This is a genomic window from Rickettsiella massiliensis 20B, assembly GCF_000257395.1.
GTDB classification, from domain to species: Bacteria; Pseudomonadota; Gammaproteobacteria; order Diplorickettsiales; family Diplorickettsiaceae; genus Diplorickettsia; species Diplorickettsia massiliensis.
Genome location: NZ_AJGC01000002.1, coordinates 277,020 through 301,625 on the forward strand (window position 1 = coordinate 277,020; position 24,606 = coordinate 301,625).

Annotated in this window: 21 protein-coding genes, 4 tRNA genes and 3 pseudogenes; 25 read left to right on the forward strand and 3 right to left on the reverse strand. The window is 43.7% G+C overall.

Annotated elements, in window-relative coordinates; all coding sequences use genetic code 11:
* Nucleotides 1-258: 258 nt before the first annotated feature.
* Nucleotides 259-876, reverse strand: coding sequence for a hypothetical protein (locus tag S3O_RS0107110; RefSeq protein WP_010598394.1), 618 nt, complete (start codon nucleotides 874-876; stop codon nucleotides 259-261).
* 222 nt (nucleotides 877-1,098) lie between these two features.
* Nucleotides 1,099-1,524 carry a hypothetical protein gene (locus tag S3O_RS0107120; RefSeq protein WP_010598396.1) on the reverse strand — a complete coding sequence of 142 codons (426 nt, stop codon included), beginning with the start codon at nucleotides 1,522-1,524 and terminating at the stop codon, nucleotides 1,099-1,101.
* A 269-nt stretch (nucleotides 1,525-1,793) separates the two neighbouring features.
* Here S3O_RS0107120 and S3O_RS0107125 point away from each other — a divergent pair, with 269 nt between their 5' ends.
* The 3 genes from S3O_RS0107125 (at nucleotide 1,794) to S3O_RS20140 (ending at nucleotide 3,361) form a co-directional block, all read left to right on the forward strand.
* Nucleotides 1,794-2,090 (forward strand): arginase family protein, encoded by a 297-nt coding sequence (locus S3O_RS0107125; protein WP_083827707.1) that lies wholly within the window; start codon nucleotides 1,794-1,796, stop codon nucleotides 2,088-2,090.
* Nucleotides 2,091-2,096: 6 nt separating this feature from the next.
* A complete protein-coding gene (locus S3O_RS20135; protein ID WP_328264363.1) occupies nucleotides 2,097-2,870 on the forward strand; it encodes an aminotransferase class III-fold pyridoxal phosphate-dependent enzyme in 774 nt (257 codons plus the stop codon).
* 77 nt (nucleotides 2,871-2,947) lie between these two features.
* Nucleotides 2,948-3,361 carry an aminotransferase class III-fold pyridoxal phosphate-dependent enzyme gene (locus S3O_RS20140; RefSeq protein ID WP_328264364.1) on the forward strand — a complete coding sequence of 138 codons (414 nt, stop codon included), beginning with the start codon at nucleotides 2,948-2,950 and terminating at the stop codon, nucleotides 3,359-3,361.
* Between the two features lie 40 nt (nucleotides 3,362-3,401).
* Here the strand turns inward: S3O_RS20140 and S3O_RS16595 are convergent, their stop codons facing one another.
* A complete protein-coding gene (locus tag S3O_RS16595) occupies nucleotides 3,402-3,998 on the reverse strand; it encodes a MarC family protein (protein ID WP_029463707.1) in 597 nt (198 codons plus the stop codon).
* A 100-nt stretch (nucleotides 3,999-4,098) separates the two neighbouring features.
* On the opposite strand from S3O_RS16595, the gene S3O_RS0107140 reads away from it, so the two are divergent.
* The 22 genes and pseudogenes from S3O_RS0107140 to rplW all read left to right on the forward strand — a co-directional run bounded on the left by S3O_RS0107140 (nucleotide 4,099) and on the right by rplW (nucleotide 24,604).
* Nucleotides 4,099-4,183, forward strand: a tRNA-Tyr gene (locus S3O_RS0107140).
* Between the two features lie 176 nt (nucleotides 4,184-4,359).
* Nucleotides 4,360-4,433 (forward strand) — tRNA-Gly (locus tag S3O_RS0107145).
* Nucleotides 4,402-4,530 (forward strand): hypothetical protein, encoded by a 129-nt coding sequence (locus S3O_RS19745; RefSeq protein ID WP_268869447.1) that lies wholly within the window; start codon nucleotides 4,402-4,404, stop codon nucleotides 4,528-4,530. The genes S3O_RS0107145 and S3O_RS19745 overlap by 32 nt, the downstream gene beginning before the upstream one ends.
* Nucleotides 4,510-4,584, forward strand: a tRNA-Thr gene (locus S3O_RS0107150). The genes S3O_RS19745 and S3O_RS0107150 overlap by 21 nt, the downstream gene beginning before the upstream one ends.
* A 23-nt stretch (nucleotides 4,585-4,607) precedes the next feature.
* A tRNA-Trp gene (locus S3O_RS0107155) sits at nucleotides 4,608-4,683 on the forward strand.
* A 29-nt stretch (nucleotides 4,684-4,712) separates the two neighbouring features.
* Nucleotides 4,713-5,066, forward strand: a complete 354-nt coding sequence (secE, locus tag S3O_RS16600) for a preprotein translocase subunit SecE (RefSeq protein ID WP_050816859.1) — start codon at nucleotides 4,713-4,715, stop codon at nucleotides 5,064-5,066.
* A 109-nt stretch (nucleotides 5,067-5,175) separates the two neighbouring features.
* The gene (nusG, locus tag S3O_RS0107165) at nucleotides 5,176-5,703 is read left to right on the forward strand and encodes a transcription termination/antitermination protein NusG (RefSeq protein WP_408005666.1); all 528 of its coding nucleotides are present in this window, start codon (nucleotides 5,176-5,178) and stop codon (nucleotides 5,701-5,703) included.
* 183 nt (nucleotides 5,704-5,886) lie between these two features.
* The gene (rplK, locus tag S3O_RS0107170; protein ID WP_010598401.1) at nucleotides 5,887-6,321 is read left to right on the forward strand and encodes a 50S ribosomal protein L11; all 435 of its coding nucleotides are present in this window, start codon (nucleotides 5,887-5,889) and stop codon (nucleotides 6,319-6,321) included.
* Between the two features lies 1 nt (nucleotide 6,322).
* On the forward strand, nucleotides 6,323-7,006 hold the full coding sequence (gene rplA / locus S3O_RS0107175; RefSeq protein ID WP_010598402.1) for a 50S ribosomal protein L1: 684 nt from the start codon (nucleotides 6,323-6,325) through the stop codon (nucleotides 7,004-7,006).
* A 721-nt stretch (nucleotides 7,007-7,727) separates the two neighbouring features.
* A complete protein-coding gene (gene rplJ, locus S3O_RS0107180) occupies nucleotides 7,728-8,258 on the forward strand; it encodes a 50S ribosomal protein L10 (RefSeq protein WP_010598403.1) in 531 nt (176 codons plus the stop codon).
* Nucleotides 8,259-8,305: 47 nt separating this feature from the next.
* Nucleotides 8,306-8,695, forward strand: coding sequence for a 50S ribosomal protein L7/L12 (gene rplL / locus S3O_RS0107185; protein ID WP_010598404.1), 390 nt, complete (start codon nucleotides 8,306-8,308; stop codon nucleotides 8,693-8,695).
* A 184-nt stretch (nucleotides 8,696-8,879) separates the two neighbouring features.
* Complete coding sequence (locus S3O_RS20690; RefSeq protein ID WP_010598405.1) at nucleotides 8,880-9,686, forward strand: DNA-directed RNA polymerase subunit beta; 807 nt, start codon at nucleotides 8,880-8,882, stop codon at nucleotides 9,684-9,686.
* Nucleotides 9,622-13,014 carry a DNA-directed RNA polymerase subunit beta gene (gene rpoB / locus S3O_RS12065; protein ID WP_010598406.1) on the forward strand — a complete coding sequence of 1,131 codons (3,393 nt, stop codon included), beginning with the start codon at nucleotides 9,622-9,624 and terminating at the stop codon, nucleotides 13,012-13,014. The genes S3O_RS20690 and rpoB overlap by 65 nt, the downstream gene beginning before the upstream one ends.
* A gap of 216 nt (nucleotides 13,015-13,230) precedes the next feature.
* Nucleotides 13,231-17,456: pseudogene (rpoC, locus tag S3O_RS20145) on the forward strand (DNA-directed RNA polymerase subunit beta').
* Between the two features lie 850 nt (nucleotides 17,457-18,306).
* On the forward strand, nucleotides 18,307-18,684 hold the full coding sequence (gene rpsL, locus S3O_RS0107200; RefSeq protein WP_029463710.1) for a 30S ribosomal protein S12: 378 nt from the start codon (nucleotides 18,307-18,309) through the stop codon (nucleotides 18,682-18,684).
* Nucleotides 18,685-18,709: 25 nt separating this feature from the next.
* Nucleotides 18,710-19,213: a 30S ribosomal protein S7 gene (gene rpsG / locus S3O_RS0107205; RefSeq protein WP_029463711.1), complete on the forward strand. Its 504-nt coding sequence runs from the start codon at nucleotides 18,710-18,712 to the stop codon at nucleotides 19,211-19,213.
* A 30-nt stretch (nucleotides 19,214-19,243) separates the two neighbouring features.
* A pseudogene (fusA, locus tag S3O_RS14275) lies at nucleotides 19,244-21,356 on the forward strand (elongation factor G).
* A gap of 21 nt (nucleotides 21,357-21,377) precedes the next feature.
* Nucleotides 21,378-22,543 (forward strand): annotated as a pseudogene (gene tuf, locus S3O_RS14280) (elongation factor Tu).
* A gap of 22 nt (nucleotides 22,544-22,565) precedes the next feature.
* The gene (rpsJ, locus tag S3O_RS0107220) at nucleotides 22,566-22,898 is read left to right on the forward strand and encodes a 30S ribosomal protein S10 (protein ID WP_010598412.1); all 333 of its coding nucleotides are present in this window, start codon (nucleotides 22,566-22,568) and stop codon (nucleotides 22,896-22,898) included.
* Nucleotides 22,899-22,982: 84 nt separating this feature from the next.
* Nucleotides 22,983-23,630, forward strand: coding sequence for a 50S ribosomal protein L3 (gene rplC / locus S3O_RS0107225; protein ID WP_010598413.1), 648 nt, complete (start codon nucleotides 22,983-22,985; stop codon nucleotides 23,628-23,630).
* Nucleotides 23,631-23,666: 36 nt separating this feature from the next.
* Nucleotides 23,667-24,284 carry a 50S ribosomal protein L4 gene (gene rplD, locus S3O_RS0107230; protein WP_010598414.1) on the forward strand — a complete coding sequence of 206 codons (618 nt, stop codon included), beginning with the start codon at nucleotides 23,667-23,669 and terminating at the stop codon, nucleotides 24,282-24,284.
* A complete protein-coding gene (gene rplW / locus S3O_RS0107235) occupies nucleotides 24,281-24,604 on the forward strand; it encodes a 50S ribosomal protein L23 (RefSeq protein WP_010598415.1) in 324 nt (107 codons plus the stop codon). The genes rplD and rplW overlap by 4 nt, the downstream gene beginning before the upstream one ends.
* The last annotated feature ends 2 nt before the right edge of the window (nucleotides 24,605-24,606 follow it).

A 24,606-nucleotide genomic window follows, 5' to 3' on the forward strand; every position in this document is an offset into this window, starting at 1 on the left:
GCGGTGCGAGTGCTTGCATAGGTCTATTGTTAGACTTCTTTGCGCAGATAGCAAGGGGCAGTGGGTACAATAATCAAATCAGCCAGGTTTATTTAATCCTAAATAGGGAAATGTACTTTTATTAAGCAGTTTTAATGGCTCGTCGTTTTGGCAATTTCTTGCCAACGTTTAACAATAGGTTTAAAAAATGATTTATTTTTTCTAGTTTTATTGTATCCCCCAAAGTTATTTGAGAACAATCGAAAATAGTAAGGAATTTTATAAATTCATAAAGAACGGCACTGAATACAAAAAATACCGCTTCTTGTTGAAGCAATTGCTAAAATTTCGACTTTCATTTTTGTTATTTGCATTCGCCATCGTCAGTATAGTTATTATTAATGATGTGAATCCTTCTTTTTGAAAAAATTCTTTATTTTCGATAGTTGCGATTTTTTCTTTTTTAGGGAAAGTAGATGGTTTTACTAAGCGTTGTTGTGTCTTTTCAAATTCAGCAATTTCCTCCCAGCTTTTAAAAATAGAGTTATCGAACAGTTTATTTTCTTTGCTCGAATAATATTGGGTCTTGTCTTCATCATCGTAGGCACTGCGGCAAAAAGCAGAGATAACTTCACTATAACCTCTTTTTTTCGCGTAGTTAACTAACTCTTTGGCCGAGATTTTATTCGTATTTGCTTTTTTACGAAGGGTGTAGGCGTCATAACGATCGGCTGGGTTTTGGTTCTTAGCGAGCTCATTGACAACAAATGCAATATATTCTGGATAAGTTTCAAGTACTTCAGCTAATTGACTTTTAGGATCAATAGTGAATTTACTTAAGCTATAATTGCAAATTGCGCGAGAGTGGATAGAGTCAGTGATTGTTTGATAACCCATCTAGTCTTCAGTCAAATGGTCCTTTGCATTTTTAGAAAATGCTTTAATTCCTTGGTAAGAAACTTTAGCATACGGTGAAGTTGTTCCTAAATGAGATACAAGCCCTAGACTGGTATTATGGGCAGACATGAGAATAATAGTCGGGGTATCTTCTGTGAGTCGAATAGGTTCTATTGCCTCATCTTGGCGGCCGGAGTGTGAACCATGGCAATTAATGATCACTTATTTTACGGGTTGTTCGCCTGTAAATAGATACGCATTTTCTTCTTGCCAGGCCTTAACATAAGTATCTTTTTTCCGGTTGGGTTGTTTAAAACCACCTATTTCGTCTATAAAACTAAACTTTTCCTTTCGTGTCAGATCTTCGATCTCTGCGGGATAAAGTGTTTTGAATTTACCTTGCTTCTGAGTGGGGTCACTAAATTTTTGAGTCGTACTGGGTTTGTCATCCGGATAATTCTTATGCGAGATAAATTGTGGTTGTGTCGTATAGTGTTCGGCTAAATTAGATGAAGTGCTCGGGTTGTTTTTTTGAAACGCAGTCAGTTGAGAGGCCGTGGTTGAGATGTCGTAATTATTTTGCTGCAAAATCGGTGAGTTTTCTATTGTGGCGATTGGCTTGGATGATTGTGTAAAATGACTAGGCATATTTTACCATGTGTTTTGTTATTGAAAGTAGATTTTTTTTGCCAAAAAAGAGCGTTCGTTTTGATATTCTTTTTTCACGTAAATGGGCAGGTCATCGATTGCGTATGGTATGCTTATATTTCAATTTGGATAGGCTAGAGCGTTTGTTTCTATTAGCCATGCAGCGAAATATGCCAGATAAAAGCAGTGAGATAGATGTTAAAAATACAAAAGATAACGTAACATTATTTTGTATAAATAATATTCTTTCGTATATATAATAAAAAGAAATCTATTCTAAGTTTAGAGATTATTTTAGCCGAAGCAATTGCGCGTGCAGAGCAAAGTCCTTTCGGGTTTGGGTGAGCCTTGATTTAGATGCCCTCGATCCGAACGATGCACCGGGTGTTGGGGTGCCGGAGTCCGGCGGTCTTTTGGCCGAAGCGCTTTGTCAGGCATTGACTCAATTAAAACACAATAAAAATCTATTAGGAATAGAAATAGTAGAATATAATCCTTACTTTGATAATGCTTATAAAGCTGAACAACTTATTCAAAAAATTTTGCTTAGTACCTTGGGAGTGTAAGTTTTTATGTCAACCTACGAGGTGATCACCGATACCGGAGTCGAGCGTACCTTTTCTTCAACCTTGGCACACGTTCAAGCACTAGAAAAAAGTTATGGTGCTGCCAATTACGATTCATTACCCATCGTTTTAAGCCATGGCCAGGGCGCATTACTTTGGGACAGTACAGGTAAGCGCTATATTGATATGATGAGCGCTTACTCGGCGGTCAGTCATGGTCATTGTCATCCTCGTCTTGTTGAAGAGTTGTTTACCCAAGCACAACGGCTTTCGATTTGTTCACGTGCGTTTTATTCGGAAAAGTTAGCTCCTTTTTTAAAGCGTGCTTGTGAATTAACCGGTATGGATCGTGCGCTGCCGATGAATACTGGCGTTGAAGCGGTTGAAACGGCGATCAAAGCAGCACGTAAATGGGCGTATACCGTAAAAGGTGTGGCACAAGACCAAGCTGAGATTCTAGTATGCAAAGGTAATTTTCATGGGCGAACCACCGCCGTGATTGCGATGTCTTCTAAACATCAGTATCAATATGGTTTTGGCCCCTTTCCAGCGGGTTTTAAAATCATTTCCTATGGTGATAGCCAAGCACTTGAGCAGGCGATTACGCCGCAAACGGCAGCGTTTTTAGTGGAGCCCATTCAAGGTGAGCGTGGGATTATTGTGCCTTCAGCAGGTTATTTGCAAGAAGTCGCAGCGATTTGTAAAAAAAATAATGTTCTGTTGCTTTTAGATGAAATCCAAACCGGGTTAGGCCGTACTGGCCTAGTTTTTAGCGTGTGATCATGAAGGGGTTCGTCCAGATGGCTTGATATTAGGGAAAGCATTAGGCGGCGGGCTTTTGCCGGTCTCATTTGTTCTTGAGTCGACACGAAGTGATGGATGTCTTCGGGCCGGGCGATCACGGGAGTACTTTTGGTGGAAATCCTTTGGCAGCAGCCGTCGGCTTACGCGCTTTAGAGCTTCTTTTTGAAGAAAATCTTATTGAGCGTTCACAAAAGCTCGGCGCTCACCTGAAAGCAGAACTCCTCAAGCTCAAAACACCTTGTATTCAGGAAATTCGTGGCCGGGGTCTTTTCGTTGGCTTAGAACTTAATCCAAACTATGCGAAAGGCCGTGATATTTGTTTGAAGTTGCTTGCGGGAGGATTATTAACGTATGAAACACATGAAACAGTGATTCGTTTGGCGCCACCCCTCGTTATTACCGAAGAACAGCTCAATGAAGCAATTGAAGTGATTAAGGACGTTCTCATGCGTAAATCAGCCTCTTGACATTGAGGCGGGTGATGTTTCCTCGCTATTTCGATATGTATTAGTTAACACTTTTAAAGTAGAGGGTTAGGCCGGATAAAAACATTTGCACCGCGATCGTGGTCAGGATCATCCCCATCAAGCGCTCGAACGCGCCGATCACCTTCGCGCCAAGTAACCGTTGTAGCGGCACGGCAAACAAAAGGGTGAGCGTCGCAAGTAAAGAAGCTAAGACGAGACTAATAAACCAATAACCGAGTTGTTGAGGATCTTGGCTCGAAAGCAGAATGACGGTCGCCATCGCGGAGGGCCCGGCTAACAAGGGAATGGCCATCGGGACAATAAACGGTTCATCTTCATTTATTTCGGTGGCGGCGTAGCGCGCTGAACTGGGGAATAACATTTTTAAAGCAATCAAAAATAAGATAATTCCGCCAGCAATACTCAAAGCTTGCTCGCTAATTTGGAGGCCATGCAAAATGGCTTTTCCGAAAAACAAAAAAAGAGTGAGGATAACAAAGGCGATACCGTTTTCACGCAGGATAATTTGCGTACGTCGTTTTGGTGCCACGGGGCCTAACAAAGACAAAAAAATAGGAATGTTTCCAAGTGGGTCCATCACTAGAAAAAGTGTCACGGTCGCTGAGTAAATGTTCATCCACGCAGTATAGTGAAAAAAAATCTCGACATGAAGCTTTTTCAAAGAATAGTGGTTGACATATGGCTGCGACTTTCGCAAAATAGCCCCTCGATTTAGTGGAGAGGTTCCCGAGTGGCCAAAGGGAGCAGACTGTAAATCTGCCGGCTCCGCCTTCGAAGGTTCGAATCCTTCCCTCTCCACCAGCTAGCCAAAGCGAGTGCTGTTACCTTAGTGTTTAGTAATAACAATAAGCGTTAAGGTAACCCCATAACGAAAGCAGTTTTTAGGTGTTGCAAGGTTTTTAGTTGTTAAGTGACTCAACACATAAAAAACAACAAGTATGCTTGCTTCGATGTGGTCGTAAAACAGATTGTGTTTTGCGGGTGTAGTTCAGTGGTAGAACTTCAGCCTTCCAAGCTGATTGCGTGGGTTCGATTCCCATCACCCGCTCCAGCTCAACGGAGTAGTGCGACGCTTAACACCACAGGCACGCGAAGCCAAGGGGGCTAAAACCCAAAAATGTGATATTGCCCACATGGCTCAGTGGTAGAGCACTTCCTTGGTAAGGAAGAGGTCACCGGTTCGATCCCGGTTGTGGGCTCCAAGAGTCCATGGGCACGATGATTTAGGCCAGTAGCTCAATTGGCAGAGCGGCGGTCTCCAAAACCGCAGGTTGGGGGTTCGATTCCCTCCTGGCCTGCCAGACAGAAAATGAAATGAAAAACGCAAAAGTTGAAAACATCCACAATAAAAGACAAGCTTTTATGGCCAGTTATTGGCTTAGGGGTTGTTTTGCTTTGGGCAATCAATTATTACGTCCCATTCCACTCCTCCGCTATCCAGTGGATAGCCATGATAAGTTGTTTGCTTGTTTTAACACTTTTATTTTTCTTTACCGACCAGGGAAAGCGTTTTAATACCTTTTTACACGCTTCACGTGCTGAATTACGTAAAGTGGTTTGGCCGACGCGCCAAGAAACCGTTCGTACCACTCTGTTAGTGGTGGTCATGGTCGTAATAGCTGGGCTATTTTTATGGGCGGTGGACAGCTTATTATTATGGATGGTTTCATTTTTAACTAAGTAAAACGCGTAAATTATATTGAGTCACTCTCTGTTTCCTTGTATGCAAAACGACTGAGGATAAAATGACGGGCCATTCTGATCAAATGCTAAATAAAAATATGACAAATAAAATGAACTGGTATGTCATTCAGGTCCGTTCAATTCATGAGCGGGCGGTTCTCGAGGCGCTCAATGAGCGGATTCAGCAACAAGGAATGACTGAAAAGTTTGGGCAGATTATTGTGCCCACTGAAGAAATTGTTGAGGTGCGTCAAGGGCGAAAGCGTAAAACTGCGCGTAAATTTTATCCGGGTTATATTCTCATCGAGATGGAGATGGATGAAGACAGCTGGTACTTAGTCCAAAAAACACCCGGCGTGGTTAAGTTTATTGGTGGGACTAGTGATAAACCGGTGCCGCTCAGTCAAGCCGAAGTCGATAAAATTTTGCAGCGTATTCAAGAAGGAAATGACAAACCACGTCCTAAAGTGCTCTTTGAAGTGGGAGAAGTGGTGCGTGTCGTCGAAGGACCTTTTGCGGACTTCAGTGGTGTTGTTGAAGAAGTTAATTACGAAAAGAACCGTTTAAGTGTTTCGGTTGTCATTTTTGGACGTTCAACACCCGTTGAGTTGGAGTTTACTCAAGTTAAGAAAGGTTAACTTGAGCTTTAATTTTGATAGCAAAAGGGTATTTCCCGACGGCTATTAAAAAGTCTCTTCTTAAATGCGAGGAGAAAGCGCGTTGTGCTGACCGATTCGTTTTATCATCGGAGAGCGACAACAAATTTTATTTTAGTGGGGAGCTTAAGTTATCTTAAGCGTTAACAAGACCCGGAGAAAAAAATGGCCAAAAAAATTCAAGCCTACGTTAAATTGCAGGTCAAAGCAGGCGAAGCGAATCCTGCACCGCCTATCGGACCGGCCTTAGGTCAGCAAGGCGTCAACATCATGGAATTTTGTAAAGCGTTCAATGCGCGAACTCAGGGCATGGAAAAAGGCATGCCTATGCCGGTTGTGATTACTGTTTTTAGTGATCGAAGCTTTACCTTTATTATTAAAACACCCCCTGCTTCTTATTTACTGCTTAAAGCAGTGAATGCGACCAAAGGAAGCAGCACACCGAATAAAAACAAAATCGGTAAAATTACCCGTAAGCAATTGGAAGAGATCGCGACGGTTAAAATGCCAGACCTAACGGCCAATGATTTAGATGCGGCGATTCGCACGATTGCTGGCACGGCACGTAATATGGGTATCGAAGTTGAGGGGGAGGTTTAACATGGCTGCAAAACTAAGTAAGCGCCTTCGCGGCATTAAAGAGAAATTGACACCTAATAAAGTTTATACAGTAGTTGAAGCTGTCTCTTTGCTCAAAACGCTCTCGACAGTTAAATTTACAGAAAGTGTCGATGTCAGTGTGAATCTAGGAATTGACCCACGTAAGTCCGATCAAGTCGTTCGTGGTGCAGTGGTTTTACCGCATGGTGTCGGTCGAGTGCCTCGCGTTGCGGTGTTTGCGCAAGGAGCGAATGCTGGTGCCGATATTGTCGGGTTTGAAGATCTATCAGAAACCATTAAAAGCGGTCAAATTGAATTTGATGTGTTAATTGCGACCCCAGATGCGATGCGTTTTATTGGTCAATTGGGTCAAATATTGGGCCCGAGAGGCTTAATGCCGAATCCTAAAGTCGGTACGGTGACGACCGATGTCAGTACCGCGGTCGGGAATGCAAAGTCTGGGCAAGTCCGGTATCGTGCGGACAAAGGTGGGATTGTCCATTGTACAATTGGTAAGGTGAACTTTGAACCCGAGCAATTACAGCAAAATCTTGAAGCCTTACTGGCCGCGCTTAAAAAAGCAAAGCCAAGTACGTCCAAAGGGGTTTATTTCAAAAAGCTTTGTTTATCGACCACAATGGGGCCAGGGCTTCCAGTAAGTTTAGCTTCTCTTACCCTAATCTAGGTTATTTTTAGAAGAAAGATCGGGTGATGGATTGAAAAAAGGCGTAGAAAATGGAGGGGAAAGTACCCGTATTTCACTGAAAAGTGAACCCCCTTACGCCGCAACACTCAGAAAAGCGCTTGACTAATCTTGATTTTTGGGATAGAAGAACTACCCCGCTTGTAAAAGAGAAAAGCGGGAGATTTTGAATGAGAGTGTTTGAAATTAAATAGAATTCGCAGTGAACTGGGTTAAAATCGGATCAATTATTTACGTAATAGATATCTGACTCGCTTTAAAGATTTTTATAGTGTTTAAACGCAGTCGGGTAGTTTTGCTCATAATATTCCTCCCAGTGCAGGTAGTCTGACTACCCGCTGTCGAAGACCGTAGGTGTAATAACCAAGCGCAGGGTTATTACTTAATAAATGTTAAATGGGAAGATAAGCTATTTTTCAGTTATTTGTGAAATAATTTATCAAGCGAAATGTGTTTTCTGTTTGCGCAAAAGAGAAAACGTTTCTGCTTGAAGGGCGATGATCTCGTTACTTCATAAAAAACTAAACTAGTGATCAGTCATTTAATCACCTACGCAGACGGTGAACCGTTTACGGCCACCAATGTTGATAAACTGCTGAATATTGTTGTGATCAAACCGATCCTAACTTGATGAATGTACATTTCTCAAAGTAAACAGGATGGAGACAACAATCAGCTGCTAAATAACAGGAGAAAATAAAACGTGGCATTAAGACTTGAAGATAAACAGGCCATTGTCGCGGAAGTAGGAGAAGTCGCCAAGCAGGCGTTATCGGTTGTCACCGCGGAATATCGCGGTTTAAGTGTGGGGCAACTCAGTCAATTACGACTCCAAGCTAGAGAGTCCGGCGTTTATTTACGAGTAGTACGTAATACGCTTGCTCGACGTGCTTTGGAAGGAACTGATTTTGCTTGTCTTCAAGACACGCTGGTTGGTCCTTTATTATTGGCGTTTTCTCAGCACGAACCGGGTGCAGCGGCACGACTTATCCGCACGTTTGCTAAGCAAAATGAAAAACTGATTGTCAAAGCGCTAGCGTTTGATGGACAGCTTTTACCGGCAAATCAGCTGGATAAATTAGCAAACCTTCCTACCCGCGAAGAGGCACTTGTGTTGTTAATGTCGGTGATGAAAGCACCGATTACTCAATTTGTACGTACGGTTGCCGAACCTTCGGCCAAATTTGTACGGACATTAGCGGCTTACCGCGATCAACGACAAGCCAATGGGTAATGTTTAAGTTTTAAATTTAATTAGAAATTTTTTGGAGTGATTATTTTATGAGTACGGCCGTAATTTCAAACGAAGACATCCTCAATGCGATTGCGAACAAAAGCGTGATGGACATTGTTGAATTAATTAAAAGCATGGAGGAAAAATTTGGTGTTTCTGCAGCAGCTGCGGTCGCGGTTGCAGCACCGGGCGCAGGCGCGGGCGCGGCTGCGGTGGTAGAAGAAAAAACCGAGTTTGATGTTCATCTAACCGACATCGGCGCGAACAAAATCAATGTCATTAAAGTTGTTCGTGAAGTCACGGGTCTTGGCTTAAAAGAAGCAAAAGACTTAGTTGAATCTGCTCCGGCACTTCTTAAAGAAGGTTTACCAAAAGCCGATGCTGAAACGTTGAAGAAAAAACTGGAAGAAGCCGGCGCGAAAGTCGACATCAAGTAAGTTTAATCGTTGTACACCGATCCTTTCCTTGGAAAGGATCGGTTTTATTGATTGCGCATAAACTTTAAAACGGGTAACTACGCAGGAGCAAAATGCTCAATGACACGTATTGGATACAAGCATCATTAAAAAGCATATAAAAAATTCTTCAGTATTAATCTGTTCTCTAACTAGGTGAACTTTGATGGCAATTCAGACATCCCAAGCAACGAAGTCAACAGCAATGGCATATTCTTTCACAGAAAAAAAACGGATTCGAAAAAATTTTGGCAAACAATCTCCGATCATGGAGCCACCTTACCTATTAGCTACACAGATTGAATCTTACCGCCAGTTTCTGCAGATAGACACTGCACCGGAAGCGTTAGAAGAGGTGGGTTTGAATGCCGCATTTAAATCGATTTTCCCTATTTCCTCTTATTCTGGAAATGATGCCACTTTAGAATACCTCCATTACCGAATTGGAACCCCGCTCTTTGATGTAAAAGAATGTCAAGCGCGTGGATTAACCTATGGTGCACCACTGCGCGTGAAAATGCGGTTAGTGATTTACGATAAAGAAGCGGTGCCGGGTAGCAAAAAAATTAAGAATATTAAAGAACAAGAAGTGTACATGGGTGAAATTCCGCTGATGACCGATACCGGTAGTTTCGTGATTAACGGGACCGATCGGGTAGTGGTTTCACAATTACATCGTTCCCCAGGTGTGATTTTTGAACATGACAAAGGAAAAACCCATTCTTCGGGTAAATTATTATATGCGGCACGTATTATTCCTTATCGTGGGTCCTGGCTCGATTTTGAATTTGATCCAAAAGATAACTTATTTGTTCGTATTGATCGACGCCGTAAGCTTGCCGCAACGATTTTGTTACGTGCGTTAGGTTATACAACAGAAGAAATATTGGCGTTATTTTTTAGCAATAATGTCTTCCACTTTAAAAAAAGACGCAGTGGTTTTGGATTTGATTCCAGAACGTTTACGGGGTGAAGCTGCTTTATTTGATATAAAAGATTCTTCCGGGAAAGTGATTGTCGAACAAGGCCGACGTATTGCTGCACGGCAAGTGCGACAAATTGAACAAGCCAATATTAAGACCTTAGAGTTACCGTATGACTACCTGCTCGGTAAAACGTTAGCGAAAGCGGTGATTGATGAGCAAACCGGTGAAATTTTAGTTGACGCCAACGTTGAACTGACCACCGAGGTAATTAATAAACTCGTTGAAGCAAAAATAGACACAATTGAAACCTTATTTACCAACGATCTGGATTCGGGTGCATATATTTCAACTACATTACGAATTGATCCGAGTCAAAGTCAGCAAGAAGCGTTGGTTGAAATTTATCGAATGATGCGTCCGGGCGAACCACCGACGAAAGAAGCAGCCGAAGCACTTTTTAAAAACCTCTTTTTTGTTTCAGAACGGTACGATTTATCAGCGGTAGGCCGTATGAAATTTAATCGTCGTTTAGGACGTGAAGAAACCACCGGGTTGGGCACTTTGTCGAAAGAAGATATCGTCGATGTGCTGAAAGCGCTGATTGAGATTCGTAATGGGAAAGGTGACGTCGACGATATTGATCATTTAGGTAATCGTCGTGTTCGAAGTGTGGGTGAAATGGCGGAAAACCAATTCCGAGTCGGTTTAGTCCGTGTTGAACGGGCCGTGCGCGATCGACTGAGTGTGGCGGATTCAGAAAACCTGATGCCACAAGACCTGATTAACGCTAAACCGATTTCGGCGGCGATTAAAGAATTTTTCGGGTCGAGCCAACTTTCTCAGTTTATGGATCAAGTGAACCCGCTTTCGGAAATTACCCATAAACGGCGTGTTTCAGCGTTAGGGCCGGGTGGTTTAACACGTGAACGGGCCGGATTTGAAGTGCGTGACGTGCATCCAACGCATTACGGACGAGTATGTCCGATTGAAACACCGGAAGGACCTAACATTGGTTTGATTAATTCCTTGGCCGTGTATGCGCGGACAAATCATTACGGGTTCCTTGAAACACCGTATCGGAAAGTTGAAAACGGTCATGTGACGCAAGAAATACAATATTTATCAGCCATTGAAGAAGGTAAGTACGTCATTGCGCAGGCAAATACCCGTTTAGATGAGCAAGGCCGGTTGATTGATGATTTGATTCCTTGTCGGCATCGTAATGAATCGACTCTGACCACGGCAGATAAAGTCAATTACATGGATATTTCGCCTTCTCAGGTGGTTTCCGTGGCGGCTTCGTTGATTCCGTTCTTAGAGCATGACGATGCGAACCGTGCGTTAATGGGTTCAAACATGCAACGTCAAGCGGTGCCCTTATTGCGTACCGAGAAACCCTTGGTCGGAACCGGTATCGAGCGTAAAGTAGCGGTGGACTCGGGTGTTGTCGTGGTGGCTAAGCGTGGCGGTATTATTGATTCCGTTGATGCAGGCCGGATTGTGGTGCGGGTGAACGATGAAGAAACTGTTGCCGGTACAGCTGGGGTCGATATTTATAATCTCACTAAATATACCCGTTCGAATCAAAATACTTGTATTAACCAGCGCCCGCTCGTCAAAAAAGGCGATGTCGTTAAGCAAGGCGATGTCTTAGCGGATGGTCCTTCTACCGATTTAGGTGAATTAGCCTTAGGACGTAATTTGCTGGTCGCGTTTATGCCTTGGAACGGATATAACTTCGAAGACTCCATCCTGATTTCTGAACGTGTGGTATCGGAAGATTGTTTCACAACGATTCATATTGAAGAGCTCACTTGTATTGCACGAGATACCAAGCTGGGTTCAGAAGAAATTACTTCAGATATTCCTAATGTCGGTGAAAATGCCCTTTCTAAATTGGATGAAGCGGGGATCGTGCACTTAGGGGCTTGGGTCGAAGCCGGAGATATTCTGGTTGGGAAAGTGACTCCGAAAGGGGAAACGCAATTAACACCTGAAGAAAAACTGTTGCGCGCTATTTTTGGTGAAAAAGCATCAGACGTGAAGGATAGCTCACTGCGTGTGCCTTCCGGGATGCGTGGCACGGTCATTGATGTGCAAGTGTTTACACGTGATGGTTTGACTAAGGATACGCGTGCGCTCAGTATTGAAGCGGCCGCTTTAGAGAAAATTAAGAAAGATTTGTATGATGAATTTCGTATTCTCGAAAACGATTGTTATCAACGTCTCGAAACCTTATTAGTCGGGGCAGTAGCGAGCAGCGGACCCAATAAACTCAAAGCGGGCAGTCAAATTACGCTTGAATACTTACAGAGTTTAAGTAAAGAGCAATGGTTCTCGGTGAGTTTACGGGATGAAGCCACGAATCATCAGTTAGAAGCGGTTGCCAAGCAGCTTGAAGAAGCTCGTTTAGCCTTAGAAGAAAAATTTGAAAACAAGCGTAAAAAAATTACTCAAGGCGATGATTTAGCACCGGGTATCCTTAAAATTGTGAAGGTTTACCTCGCAATTAAACGCTGTATTCAACCCGGAGATAAAATGGCCGGGCGACATGGAAACAAAGGGGTCATTTCGATGATTATTCCGGTCGAAGATATGCCGCATATGGCAGATGGCACGCCGGTGGATATTGTATTGAACCCGTTAGGCGTGCCTTCGCGAATGAACGTCGGCCAAGTGCTGGAAACACATCTCGGTTGGGCAGCGAAAGGTCTGGGTTTAAAAATTGGTAAAATGTTGGATGAACGTAAAGATCTGCAAGAAATTCGCTCCTTTTTGTCCCAGATCTATAACGATAATCCACAGGCCGCGCAAAAAGTTGATCTAGAGCAGTTACCAGACAATGAGTTGCTCGAGTTAGCAAAAAATCTACGCAATGGGGTGCCGATGGCGACGCCTGTTTTTGATGGGGTCACCGAGTTGGAAATTAAACGCATGCTTCGTCTTGCGGACTTACCTGAAAGTGGTCAGGCGGTATTGTATGATGGACGGACGGGGGAACGTTTTGAACGTCCGGTGACCGTCGGTTACATGTATATGCTGAAGTTAAATCACTTAGTGGATGACAAAATGCATGCGCGTTCGACCGGTTCCTACAGCTTAGTGACGCAGCAACCTTTAGGCGGTAAAGCCCAATTTGGTGGTCAACGTTTTGGTGAGATGGAGGTTTGGGCACTCGAGGCGTACGGTGCCGCCTATACCTTACAAGAGATGTTAACCGTCAAGTCGGACGATGTCGCTGGACGAACCAAAATGTATAAAAATATTGTCGATGGGGATCATCACATGGAAGCAGGCATGCCTGAATCGTTTAACGTATTAGTCAAAGAAATACGTTCCCTGGCAATTAATGCAGAATTAGAAACCAAAGATTAATCTGAAGTGGAGAGTATGACCTTGGTAACCAAACCTAAAGCCGATGATGCGGCAACTGAAATAATGGCTGAAAAAATAACGGTTGCACCAGAAGATACCCAAACCTCGCCCGCTTCCGAGTTGAGCGAAGCAATTTCTTCTTCTGAGCCAGTAACGCCTGCGGCACAAGCCCCAGCGGAAGCCCGGTTTTCCAGCGAAACCAAAGAAAAACCGCTAATGTCGGATTTGCTCGGTATTTTGCGGGATGAGGATTACATGGATGAATTTGATTTTATTCGTATTTCCTTAGCCTCTCCGGATATGATTCGGACTTGGTCTTTTGGTGAAGTGAAAAAACCGGAAACCATTAATTATCGAACGTTTAAACCAGAACGAGATGGTTTGTTTTGCGCAAAAATTTTCGGGCCAATTAAAGACTATGAATGCTTATGCGGAAAATATAAACGTTTAAAACACCGTGGAATCATGTGTGAAAAATGTGGTGTTGAAGTGGCTTTAAGTAAAGTGCGTCGTGAACGCATGGGGCATGTTGAGTTAGCGAGCCCTGTTGCCCATATTTGGTTTCTTAAATCACTACCTTCCCGTATTGGCCTCTTACTCGATATGACGTTGCGTGATATCGAGCGTGTTCTTTATTTTGAAGCGTTTGTGGTCATTGAACCGGGTATGACCGCCCTACAACGTGGCCAGCTCTTAACCGATGAGCAATATCTTGAAGCCATTGAAGAGCACGGTGATGAATTTGATGCGCGGATGGGGGCAGAAGCGATTCAACAATTATTAATGACGTTGAACTTGAGTGAAGAAATTGCAAGATTACGTGAAGAAATTCCCAATACAAACTCTGAAACTAAATTAAAAAAATACGCAAAGCGCCTAAAATTACTTGAGGGATTTGAAGAGTCAGGGAACAAACCCGAATGGATGATTTTGAATGTATTGCCAGTGTTACCACCGGATTTACGTCCGCTCGTTCCATTAGATGGAGGACGTTTTGCGACCTCCGATCTGAATGATCTTTATCGACGGGTGATTAATCGTAATAATCGTTTGAAACGTCTTTTAGACTTAAACGCACCGGATATTATTGTTCGTAATGAAAAACGCATGCTGCAAGAATCCGTGGATGCGTTGCTGGATAACGGTCGCCGGGGTCGTGCGATTACCGGTAGTAACAAGCGCCCGTTAAAATCGCTGGCTGATATGATTAAAGGAAAGCAAGGGCGTTTCCGTCAAACTTGCTGGGTAAACGAGTTGATTATTCTGGACGTTCAGTGATTGTGGTGGGGCCCACTTTAAAGCTCCATCAATGCGGATTACCGAAAAAAATGGCTTTGGAGTTGTTTAAACCCTTTATTTTAAGCAAATTGCAGTTCCAAGATTTGGCGTCTACGATTAAAGCCGCTAAAAAAATGGTTGAGAATGAGGCGCCACAAGTTTGGGATATTTTGGAAGAAGTCATTCGTGAACATCCCGTATTACTCAACCGTGCGCCGACGTTGCACCGTTTGGGGATTCAAGCATTTGAACCGATTTTAGTCGAAGGAAAAGCGATTCAGCTGCATCCTTTAGTTTGTACGGCTTATAATGCTGACTTTGACGGTGACCAAATGGCCGTTCACGTTCCGTTGACGATTGAAGCGCAGCTTGAAGCGCGTGCCTTGATGATGTCGACAAATAATATTTTATCGCCGGCAAACGGAGAGCCGATTATTGTGCCGACACAAGATGTGGTGTTAGGTCTTTATTATTTAACACGAGACAAAATTAATGCCAAAGGTGAAGGTTTTGTTTGTGCCGACATTAACGATGTCAGACAGTTGTACGATAGCGGCTTTGCCGAGTTACACGCTAAAATTAAAGTCCGTATTACCGAAAAGTTGTTTGATGCCGAAGGCCAACTTCAGGAAGCAACAAAACTTATCGAAAGTACAGTGGGCCGAGCGTTGTTGCGCGAAGTGTTGCCGGAAGGATTGCCTTTTGCATTAATCAATAAAACACTGAACAAAAAAGCGATCTTAAATCTTATCAATGAGTGTTATCGTCGGTTAGGCTTGAAAGCCACGGCTATTTTTGCAGATAGATTGATGTACACCGGCTTTGGTTATGCGACCCGCGCGGGCGTGTCAATTGGTATCGAAGATTTGATCATTCCTGAAAGTAAATCAGCGATTATTGAAGAGGCCGAAACGGAAGTAAAAGAAATTGAATCGCAATATGCCTCAGGGTTAGTGACCCAAGGTGAACGTTATAACAAAGTCGTTGATATTTGGTCACGGACCAATGATCAAGTGGCCAAAGCGATGATGGAAAAACTCGCGACTGAAAACGTGACGGATGCTCAAGGCAAGACCGTTGCCCAAGAATCATTCAACCCAGTGTATATGATGGCTGATTCAGGTGCGCGGGGATCGCCAGCCCAAATGCGTCAGTTAGCAGGTATGCGTGGTTTGATGACCAAGCCGGACGGAAGCATTATCGAAACGCCCATTACCGCAAACTTCCGTGAAGGTTTGGACGTTTTACAATACTTTATTTCAACCCACGGTGCGCGGAAAGGTTTGGCCGATACGGCGTTAAAAACCGCCAACTCAGGTTACTTAACCCGCCGTTTGGTTGACGTAGCCCAAGATATGGTGGTGACCGAAGAGGATTGCGGTACGTTACAGGGAATCTTGATTACGCCTCACGTTGAGGGCGGTGAAATTATGGTTCCGTTGCGTGAGCGTGTGTTAGGTCGTGTTTTATCGGAGGATGTTAGCCTGCCAGGAAGCGATGAATGTCGTAGTGAACCGTGGGACGTTACTCGATGAACAATGGGTAAACACGCTTGAAACCGCGCGGTTGATCAGGTTCACGTTCGTTCACCGATTACGTGTGAAGCGCGTTATGGTATCTGTGGGGCCTGTTATGGGCGAGATTTAGCGCGTGGGCACCTTGTTGCGATTGGTGAAGCGGTTGGAGTGATTGCGGCGCAGTCAATTGGTGAGCCAGGAACACAGCTCACCATGCGTACCTTCCACATCGGGGGAGCGGCTTCACAGATTGCGTCAGCGAACCATATTCAGGTGAAGTCGAAGGGCCGCATTAAATTGCATAACCTGAAGCTGGTTCAACACGCCGATGGCCATTATGTCACGGTCTCGCGTTCGGGTGAGTTAACCTTGCTTGATGGGCAGGGAAGGGAGCGAGAACGCTATAAACTGCCTTATGGTGCGAGTATTAAGGTCTCCGAGGGGACTGAAGTGAATCCTGGTCAGGTTATTGCCCAGTGGGATCCACATACGCACCCGGTCGTGACCGAAGTGGCCGGTTATGTCAGGTTTATTGATTTGATCGATGGGATCACGATGAACCGCCAAACGGACGAAGTAACCGGTTTAACCAGTATTGTCGTGATGGATTCTAAGCAAAGAGGCTCAAGCGGCAAAGAATTGCGTCCGATGGTCCGATTGACTGACGAAGTAGGTAATGACCTTTTCTTGCCAGGTACTCGCGTCCCTGCGCATTACTTCTTACCGATTAACGCTATCCTCAGTTTAGAAGATGGTGCGGCGGTGGGTATCGGTGATATTGTGGCACGTATTCCGCAAGAAACGTCTAAAACCCGTGATATTACCGGTGGTTTACCACGAGTGGCCGACTTATTTGAAGCGCGTAAACCGAAAGAGCCTGCTATTCTGGCAGAAATTTCCGGTATCATTAGTTTCGGAAAAGAAACAAAAGGAAAACGACGTTTGGTGATCACGGGGAACGACGGTGAAACGTTTGAGGCGTTAATCCCTAAATGGCGACATGTGACGGTTTTTGAAGGAGAGCATGTTGAGCGCGGGGAAGTCATCGCCGATGGTCCGCCGAGTCCGCACGATATTTTACGTCTTTTGGGTATCAATGCGTTGTCAAATTATATTGTCAATGAAGTACAAGAAGTCTATCGTTTGCAAGGGGTTAAAATTAACGATAAGCACATTGAAGTGATCGTTCGGCAAATGTTGCGCAAGGTGAACATCTTAGATTCGGGGGATAGCCGCTTCTTAAAAGGCGAACAAGTCGAAGAAGCACGAGTCAAGGAAGAAAACCGAAAGTCGGTTGCAGAAGGAAAGTTACCCGCTCGTTTTGAATCAGTACTGCTGGGTATTACCAAAGCCTCTTTGGCTACCGATTCCTTTATTTCTGCGGCGTCGTTCCAAGAAACAACCCGTGTTTTAACAGAAGCCGCTGTGACTGGAAAACGGGATGAGCTCAAAGGACTCAAAGAAAACGTGATTGTCGGACGGTTAATTCCGGCGGGAACGGGATTTGCGTATCATGCTCAATCGCGACGCCATCGATTACTTGGGAAGCAACAAAAAGGGCTTGCCCCGCAAATGACAGCCAGTGATGTTGAAAGCGCATTGAGCAAAGCTTTTTCGGAAGAGCCCAAGGATCAACAGACGAATTAAGTTTGTTGTTAGATAAAAGCGAATGGATTGAAAACCCCCGAATCGGAGAAATCCACTCGGGGTTTTTTTATTTTTGAATATATTTTTTGCTCTCTTCGACTGAGCGATTTAAAAATAATCTTTTATTTATCTGTATGATTTTCGATTTTCAGTTGTGTAAGTAAAGCGTTCGTTTGAATCGTTTTTCTCAATTTTTTTTTATTCAGGTTGACTCAGAAGAAAATTGAAAAATAGCTGTTTTAAACAAAGGTGTTTATGAGTAAAAGAGGAGAGCTTCCCGTTGGCTTACAAATTATAATGAGCCGTTTTTTGCGTCAATGATGACCTTGCTTGCTGCGAAGCAAAAACCTAGTTCCCACCATAAACGTTGGTAAAGATAGCGCTACCTAGCGCTTATAAGAGGCCTTAAAACGACAAGGAAAAACACCTGAGCACAATATGACGAGAAACAACCTACTTTTTGTCTTTTCAGATAGAGGATATACTTGCCACTCCATACAAGCGAGTGGCGACCCCTCGCGAGGAAAAATGGTAGCGATTCTTGTGTAGCGTGCTTTGCACGCACAAACCCATCGTCACTAAAATACAGCTGAATTTAGCCTGAATCATTATGTAGAGGGTGGGTGCTAAAAAATGATTCTTAATTAAGCACATGAATATAAAAAAAGACAAAAAATGGCGAGGAAAAATACCAAGACTACTTGACATCCTAGAGTGGTCTCTTTACAATCCCGGCCCTCTTCGTTCGTTGAAGAAAGATTTTTTGAGTTCAATGTTGACCCTATTAAGTGGTCTTAAACATCAATCCAGTTTCAATTAACTTAAGTTATATTTTTACCGAGTAGAATGCATGGCCACAATTAACCAATTAGTTCGTAAGCCAAGAGTAAAAAGGCCTACTAAATCCGTGGTGCCCGCATTAGAGCGCTGTCCACAAAGACGAGGCGTTTGTACGCGTGTTTACACCGTTACACCTAAAAAGCCTAACTCCGCTCTACGTAAAGTGGCCCGGATACGTTTAACCACCCTGGTTGAAGTCACCGCTTATATTCCAGGGGAAGGCCACAATTTGCAAGAGCACGCGGTAGTAATGATCCGCGGTGGTCGTGTAAAAGACTTACCAGGTGTTCGATATCACATCATACGGGGTTGTTTAGACACCTCGGGTGTCGCGGCTCGTCGACGAGGTCGTTCTAAGTACGGTGCTAAACGGCCTAAAGATAAATAAAACCTAATCGTGGAAAGTTAAAATTATGGCAAGAAGACGCGTTGCAGCCAAAAGGGTAATCCTTGCGGACCCAAAATTCAAAAGTGAACTGCTCAGCAAGTTTATGAACTGCATCATGAAAAATGGGCAAAAAGCCGCGGCTGAAAAAATTGTTTACGGCGCTCTCGAGCGTTTGCAAACTCGTTTAAATGAAAAATATAAGAAAGAAGAGGGCGAAGGAAGTTCAAATGTCGATACCAATGAATTACTCGACGTGTTCGAACAAGCCTTAGACAATATTCGACCGAACGTTGAAGTGCGTGCTCGCCGTGTGATTCCAGTAGAAGTTCGTCCTTCCCGGCGAACCGCGTTAGCGATGCGTTGGTTAAAATCTGCCGCCGCGCAGCGCAGTGAAAAAACAATGGCCCAATGTCTTGCCGCGGAAATTTTAGACGCGTATGACAATAAAGGTATCGCAGTAAAGAAACGTGAAGATACGCACCGTATGGCTAAAGCCAACCAGGCTTTTGCTCATTTCCGGTGGGGTTAAATTTAAAATATTTATAAAGGTAAACTAGAAGTGGCCCGTCAGACACCCATAGAGCGCTATCGAAACATCGGGATTATTGCCCATATCGATGCTGGAAAAACAACGACAACGGAAAGAATTTTATTTTATACCGGTGTGTCGCATAAACTTGGTGAAGTGCATGAAGGTACCGCCGTCATGGATTGGATGGCACAAGAACAAGAACGAGGAATTACTATTACCTCGGCTGCGACCACCTGTTTTTGGGATGGTATGGCACATCAGTATCCACAGCATCGTATTAATATTATTGATACACCTGGGCACGTTGATTTTACCATTGAAGTAGAGCGATCCTTACGGGTATTAGACGGTGCTTGTGTAGTATTTTGTGCAGTGAGTGGTGTTGAGCCGCAGTCTGAAACAGTCTGGCGCCAGGCGAATAAATATCAGGTTCCGCGTATGGCGTTTGTTAACAAAATGGACCGTGCCGGCGCCAACTTTCTCCGTGTGGTCGAGCAAATTGAAAAACGACTTGGAGGACGCCCGATTCCGATTCAACTTCCGATTGGTGCTGAAGACCAATTTGAAGGAGTCGTTGATTTGATTCAAATGAAAGCGATTTATTGGGACGAAAGTACGCAAGGAATGAGTTTTGAATATCGCGATATTCCAGAAGGTTTGCAGGAACAGTGTCAAGAATGGCATGAAAAAATGCTTGAAGCGGTGGCCGAATCTTCTGAAGAGATGACCGAGCGTTATCTTGAAGGTGAAAAGTTTAGTGTTGATGAAATTAAAAAAGCAGTTCGCAGCTTAACCTTAGCGAATAAAATTGTGCCGGTTTTATGTGGTTCGGCCTTTAAAAATAAAGGCGTCCAAGCGATGTTAGATGGCGTAATTGAATATTTGCCTGCACCAAATGATGTGCCGCCTATTAAAGGAACATTAGACGATGCGGCGCAAACCTTATCGGATCGTCCACCGAAAGATGATGCGCCTTTTTCAGCGCTCGCTTTTAAAGTCGCGACGGACCCATTTGTGGGATCACTCGTCTATTTTCGAGTTTATTCCGGAGTCGTTAAAAGTGGCGACAGTGTTTACAATCCGGTCAAATCAAAAAAAGAGCGAATTGGTCGTATTGTCCAAATGCATGCCAATAGTCGAGAAGAAATTAAAGAAGTGTGCGCAGGCGATATCGCCGCTGCGGTAGGGCTTAAAAATACGAGTACCGGTGATACACTGTGCGATCCAGATAAGATTATTACTTTAGAGCGAATGGAATTCCCTGAACCCGTTATCTCAGTAGCAGTTGAACCGAAAACAAAAGCCGACCAGGAAAAAATGGGGATTGCCTTAAGTAAATTAGCGCAAGAAGATCCTTCTTTTCGAGTTCGTGTGGATGAAGAATCGGGACAAACCATTATTTCAGGAATGGGTGAGCTTCACTTAGAAATTATCGTTGATCGAATGAAACGAGAGTTTAGTGTGGAAGCGAATGTCGGTAAGCCACAGGTCGCTTATCGAGAAACTATCCGTAAAGCAGTTGAACAAGAAGGTAAGTTTGTTCGCCAAAGTGGTGGACGTGGTCAGTTTGGTCACGTATGGATTAAAATTGAGCCTTTGGAAGCTGGAAAGGGTTATGAGTTTGAAAATGCGATTGTCGGGGGTGTGATTCCAAGAGAATATATTCCGGCGGTCGATAAAGGTGTGAAAGAACAATTAGAAAACGGTGTGATTGCCGGTTACCCAGTCGTTGACATCAAGGTAACTCTGTTTGATGGTTCCTATCATTGAAGTCGACTCGAGTGAAATGGCATTTAAAATCGCAGGTTCGATGGCTTTAAAAGAAGGTGCACGAAAAGCAAGTCCAGTGTTGCTTGAACCGATTATGCGTGTTGAAGTCGTTACACCAGAAGAGTATATGGGTGATGTCATGGGCGATCTCAATCGTCGCCGTGGAATTTTACAAGGTATGGATGACCTGCCAGCTGGAGGTGGGAAAATGGTCCGTGCTGAAGTTCCGCTTTCGGAAATGTTTGGTTATGCCACCGATTTGCGTTCAGCAACCCAAGGACGTGCGACTTATACGATGGAGTTTGCTAAGTACAACGAAGCTCCCGCTAATATAGCGGATGGGGTTATTCGTAAAAAAGATAGTAATTAATTGTTATTGAGGTAAAAGATCATGTCCAAGGAAACCTTTCAAAGAAATAAACCCCACTTTAACGTTGGGACTATTGGCCACGTTGACCATGGTAAAACGACGTTGACGGCGGCATTGACAAAGTGTTTAGCTGAGAAATTTGGTGGTGAAGTCAAGCAATTTGATGAAATTGATAAAGCGCCGGAAGAAAAAGCACGTGGGCGCGTCACTATGCGCACGTTGACTGCCCAGGACACGCCGATTATGTTAAAAACATGATTACCGGTGCAGCGCAGATGGACGGCGCAATCCTCGTAGTCAGTGCGGCAGACGGCCCGATGCCACAAACCCGCGAACATATTTTGTTGGCTCGTCAGGTCGGTGTTCCGAGCATTATTGTATTTATGAATAAATGCGATATGGTTGACGATCCAGAGCTGCTTGACTTAGTTGAAATGGAAGTAAGAGAATTACTGTCTAAATATGACTTTCCAGGCGATGATATTCCCATTGTACGTGGTGCTGCAAAAATAGCGATGGACAAGGGGGATGGTGAAAAAAGTGGGATTTATAAATTAGCTGAGGAAATGGATAAGTATTTTACCGATCCAAAACGTCAAATTGACAAACCTTTCTTAATGCCAATTGAAGATGTTATGTCGATCTCAGGACGTGGAACGGTGGTCACAGGGCGTGTTGAACGTGGTGTGATCAAAGTGGGTGAAGAAGTTGAAATTATTGGTTTGAAGCCCGTCCAAAAAACCGCAGTCACCGGTATTGAAATGTTTCGTAAGTTACTTGATCAAGGGCAAGCGGGTGATAACATTGGTGCTTTATTACGTGGTATTAAGCGTGAAGACGTGGAACGTGGACAAGTTCTTGCTAAGCCAGGTACTGTTGAAGCTTACGTGAAATTCGAAGCAGAAATTTACGTTTTAAAGAAAGAAGAAGGCGGTCGTCATACTTCCTTTATGAGTGATTACAAACCACAGTTCTATTTCAGAACAACCGATATTACAGGAACCATTCAGTTAACGGAAGGATGCGAAATGGTTATGCCCGGCGATAAAGTAAAAATTATTGTTGAGTTGATGAACGAATACGGTATTGCTATGGAAGAAGGGCTTAATTTTGCAATCCGAGAAGGTGGGCGAACAGTTGGAGCAGGTGTTGTAACCAAGCTGTTAACTAAAGCGAAGAAAGCGTAGTGAGAATTTTCAGGAAAATAATATGTCTTTAAATTGCCAAGATTTCCGTATTTTACTAACCAGCTTTGATCATCATCTTATTGATGAAGCGACAAAAAAAATTGTCGCTTCATTAAAAAGAACCGGTGCGATACTGCGTGGCCCGATTCCGTTGCCGACGCGTATAAAAAAGCTAACCGTGCTCACTTCGCCACACGTCGATAAAGATGCACGTGATCAATATGAAATACGGACTCATCGGCGTTTGATTGATGTTTATTCCTCTACAGATAAAACCGCTGATGCCTTAAAACGCCTGGATGATTTACCTTCTGAGGTAAATATTGAAGTAAAAACCAAGACGGATAATGGCTAAACGTTACGTTTGATTGTAGGTCAACTAGGTATAAGCTGAACAACGAAAGGTTCTAATCATGACAATGGGTTTCGAAAATGTGGTATGACGCGGATTTACACAGAAAATGGTGAAGCCATTCCTGTTACGCTTATTGAAGTGTTACCGAATCGTGTTGTCCAAGTAAAAACCAAGCAACGCGATGGCTATGAGTCCATTCAGCTCACAAGCGATAAGCAAAAAGCAAAACGACTTAATCGCTGTGAGTCCGGTCATTTTATTAAAGCGAAAGTCGAAGCCGGTAAGGGTCTACATGAATTTCGTTTAGAGGATGAACAGGCATCGTTTGTTGAAGCGCTGATTCCGGGCAAAGAATTTTTAGTCGGCGACTTATTTCGAACTGGACAATTGGTGGATGTTACAGGAACGAATAAAGGTAAGGGTTATGGTGGTGTAATTAAGCGCCATCATTTTGCAACGCAAGATGCAACCCACGGTAACTCGCTTTCACATCGTGCCCCGGGTTCGATTGGACAACGCCAGTCGCCTGGACGCGTGTTTAAAGGTAAAAAGATGGCGGGTCAACTTGGAAATAAACGTTGTACGATTCAATCGCTCGAAGTCATTCGTGTCGAATCTGAACGCAACTTACTGATTTTAAAAGGATCGATTCCCGGAGCGCCCGGTGGCGAAGTATTTATTCAGTCTGCGGTCAGAATGAAAAATAAAGAAAACAAAGAAAAGAAAGCTTAAGAAAATTGTCCAACTTATTAATTTGGAATCGCTGTTATGCAAGTGGCATTAATATCAAGTAGTGGGTCTGAAAAAGAACTTCCGTTAGCCGACTCGGTTTTCAGTTGTCGTTTCAATGAACCATTAATACATCAAGTGGTGACCAGCTATTTAGCCGGCGCGCGCCAGGGTACCCGTGGTCAAAAAAACCGATCTGCGGTCAGTGGTGGGGGTAAAAAACCCTGGAAGCAAAAAGGGATGGGACGTGCCCGGGCAGGAACGATTCGTAGTCCTCTTTGGCGCAGTGGGGGTGTTACCTTTGCAGCGAAACCGCAGGATCATTCTTGTAAAGTGAATAAGAAAATGTATCGTGCGGCGATGCGTTCCATTTTATCTGAACTGATTCGCCAAGATCGATTAGTGATTCTCGATGAGCTGAATATCGAAGGTGCAAAGACGCGCCATCTATTGAGTAAGTTAGCTGAATTAAACTTAACCGGTAAGACATTAATTATTACGGACGAAGTCCAGACAACGCTTTATTTTGCCGCGCGCAATCTGTTTAAAGTGACGTTATCAGACATTGAGGGGCTCAATCCGGTTGACTTGATCAATCATGAAAAAATCCTCGTCACAGCCGTGGCGTTGAAACAAATCGAGGAGCTTTTAGCATGAATGACCTCACCACGATAAAAACAAAGCAACAACAACGCCGTTTTGAATTGCTTAAACAGCCACACATTTCGGAAAAGTCCACGGCTTTAGCGGATAAACATAAACAGTTTGTATTTAAAGTACAAAAAGATTCGAATAAGTCTGAAATTAAACAAGCGGTTGAATCTTTATTTTCCGTCAAAGTGGAATCCGTGCAAATCTTAAACGTGAAGTCAAAGCAACGACGTTTCAAGCAAATACCAGGGCGATTGAAAGCTTGGAAGAAGGCTTATGTTACCTTACTGCCCGGTTGTGATATTGATTTTACTGGAACAAAATAGAG